Source organism: Rhizobium sp. UFLA01-1127, from assembly GCF_059803845.1.
The window spans coordinates 1-3,075 of record NZ_JAUQTZ010000260.1; the positions used below are offsets into that span (position 1 = coordinate 1).

Genomic DNA, 3,075 nt, shown 5'->3' on the forward strand with positions numbered 1-3,075 from the left:
GGAACGGCAAAGCACATGCGCAGGAAGTTCGATGCGTAGTCGAGATCGTTCTTCGGATAAACGAAGGGCTGGCCGATATAGTACTTGTAGGCCATGGCGGCAAGCGTCGGCATCTTTGCGATCATGCGCAGGCTTGCGACCATGCGCTGGTGCGGATCGGTGATGTCGGTCGAGTCATGATAGAAGGCCGAGAGCGCCCCGACGCAGCCGCACATGACGGCCATCGGATGCGCGTCACGGCGGAAACCCGTGAAGAAGCGCGACATCTGCTCGTGCACCATGGTATGGTGGGTCACGCGGTAATCGAAGTCCTTCTTCTGCGCTGCCGTCGGCAGTTCGCCGTAGAGAAGGAGATAGCATACTTCGAGGAAATCGCCGTGTTCGGCCAGCTGATCGATCGGATAGCCGCGATGCAGCAGAACGCCTTCGTCGCCATCAATATAGGTGATGCTGGACTCGCACGATGCGGTCGAGGTGAAACCAGGATCGTAAGTGAAAGTGGAGGTGTTCTTGTAAAGGGCACCAATATCAATGACACTCGGGCCGATGGTTCCGGTCTTGACCGGCAGGTCCACCGTCTTTTCACCCCAAGTTAGTTTCGCGCTTTGTTCCGTCATGCTGATCCTCCAAGATTTGGCGGGATTGACGCCATAAAAAGCGCCAAAAGGTTAAGCGACTACCGACTAGCTATATGATCCAGAGCCTAATGCCAAGTTATCCTAGTGCCGAATTGTGCATTGCGGTATCAACTTTTGGGCACTGCGGTAGCGGTGGGCATCAGGGATGCGCCGGAAAATCGGTCCAATTCAGCTCGAGCATTCCGATTTCGGTTGAAATCACTGGATGGCGACGGCAAAAATCGCGTGAAAGCTGTGGTTTTGCGTTGGGGGCGGCAGTGAGTGCCTAATTTCGAGGCATCCGAAAAGCAGGACGAGGGCCTGGACGTTGCTGTGCCTTCGCAGCCTCGCCCTGCCATTGCCGCGATCGCCTTCCGGACCAAGGCAAGACAATCGGAACGGACGCAAAATCAGGCGCCGCTGACATCGCGCCTGCTTCTTGCCTTGCATCGTCTTCAGCTCGGTATACTGAAGCTGATCGAGGAAGAGGCAGCTTATGGCCGCGCCATCCTGCTTGCGCCCATCTACATGGGCGTCGGTGCGATATTCTGGTTTGAGGCTGGCAGCGATCCGCCGCCCCAGGGCGTTCTGGCAGGTCTGCTGGTTTTCACCGTTGCCTTTGCGCTCATGCGGGAGGCGGGCAAGCTATTTCGCCATCTGCTTTTCACCGGCATGCTCCTTTGTTTGGGAATGACGCTGGCGCAATGGGAAAGCTGGCGGGTCTCGACCACCATGCTCGATTCGGCCGTGACGACCACCGTTACCGGCCAAGTCGAGCGGCGGGAGTCCTATGAAAATGGCCGCTGGCGTTATGTCGTTCGTGTCGAGGCAACGGAAAAGCCGGCCATTCGGCGCACGCCGGAGCGAGTGACGATCTTCGTGCGCAAGCAGGATGAGCCGTTCGAACTCGGCGATCGGATCCAGGGCAGGGCGCGTCTGACACCCCCGGCCGGACCCGCCTTGCCCGGCCTCAACGATTTCGCCTTCAGTTCCTATTTCAACGGTATAGGCGCGAACGGCTTTGCCTATGGTACGCCGAAATTGCTGTCTCCGGCCGGCGACAATGCTCCAGGCTTATGGATCGACAAGGCCGATATCTGGCTTGCCGGGCTGCGCAACAATATAGGCGACAGGATAAGGCAGACGCTGCCGGGCGATACCGGCGCCTTTGCTGCGGCGCTTGTCACCGATGAGAGACGGGCGATCTCCAAGGATACGACCGAGGCGCTGAGAATTGCCGGCCTGACCCACATCATTGCGATTTCGGGCCTGAACATGGCGCTGTCTGCCGGCATTTTCTATGTCGGCCTGCGCTACTTGTTCAGCCTGTTTCCGGGCGTCGTACAGGCTTGGCCGACCAAGAAGTTCGCGGCCTTCGGAGCGCTTCTGACGGTAACGGCTTATTACTTGGTCTCCGGCTTTGGCGTCTCCGCCGAGCGTGCTTTCATCATGATGGCCATCATGCTGGTGGCCGTACTCTTCGATCGGCCATCGCTCAGTCTGCGCAATGTCGCGCTGTCGGCGATCGTCATTCTGGTTCTATCGCCATCGCAGGTGCTCGGCCCGAGCTTCCAGATGTCCTATGCCGCGACGCTGGCGCTGGTATCGGGCTATTCGCTGTGGAAGCGGCGGCGGCATCGTGAAAGCGTCCTGTCGCGGTTCCGTCTGTTCAGTCCGCTACTATTCGTCACGCGTTTCTTCGGGGGCGTGATATCGACCTCGTTTATCGGCGGTGCGTCGACCGCAATTTTCTCGATCGAACATTTTCACCGGTTGGCGACATACGGTCTTGCCGCCAATCTTGCGGCCATGCCGGTCGTTTCCTTCATCGTCATGCCATTCGGCATGGCGGCGATGCTGCTCATGCCTCTCGGTCTCGACGGACCTTTCTGGAAAGTCACCGGCGAGGGACTGGAACTCGTCATCATGATTGCGAAAACCGTAGCCGGCTGGGGCGGCGACATTACCTTTGGCCGCCAACCCGACTGGCTGATGCCGACATTCATTATCGGCTTCCTGATCATGAGCATATTGCGAACACGGCTTCGGCACATGGGCCTGCTATTGCTGCTCTCGTCGATAGGCGTGGCAGCGTTCGGCTCGGGCAAGCCTAAGCCGGACCTGATGATTTCCGAAGATGGCGTGCTGGTTGCGCTGCGGCAGGATGAGATACTTGCAACCAATCGCGAGAGGCCGCAGGCCTTTATTTTCGAACAATGGCAAAAGGCACTGGTTGCGACAGAACATCAGCCGCCAACCATGCTTCCGGCCGACAGCCGGCTTCCGCAGATCAGCAAGAAAGATCGCCGCAAGCGATTAAGCAGCGAAGAGCAGATTGCGGTCCGCAAGGCGATGGAAGAAGCGCTCGACCGGACGATGCAGGGAAGCTTTGCCTGCCAGAAAGGCGCATGGTGCGTGGCCATGCTCGAAAGCGGCGCCATACTGGTCACCATAGAAA

General features: G+C 58.4%; 2 protein-coding genes. One reads left to right on the forward strand and one right to left on the reverse strand.

The genetic code is table 11. The annotated features are described in order from the left end of the window. The coding region (locus Q4Q11_RS31360; RefSeq protein ID WP_498571927.1) for a citrate/2-methylcitrate synthase at positions 1 to 617 on the reverse strand (617 nt) is incomplete at its 3' end. Positions 618 to 899: 282 nt separating this feature from the next. Here Q4Q11_RS31360 and Q4Q11_RS31365 point away from each other — a divergent pair. Next, positions 900 to 3,075: ComEC/Rec2 family competence protein (locus Q4Q11_RS31365; protein WP_498571928.1), on the forward strand; the 2,176-nt coding region annotated here is incomplete at its 3' end.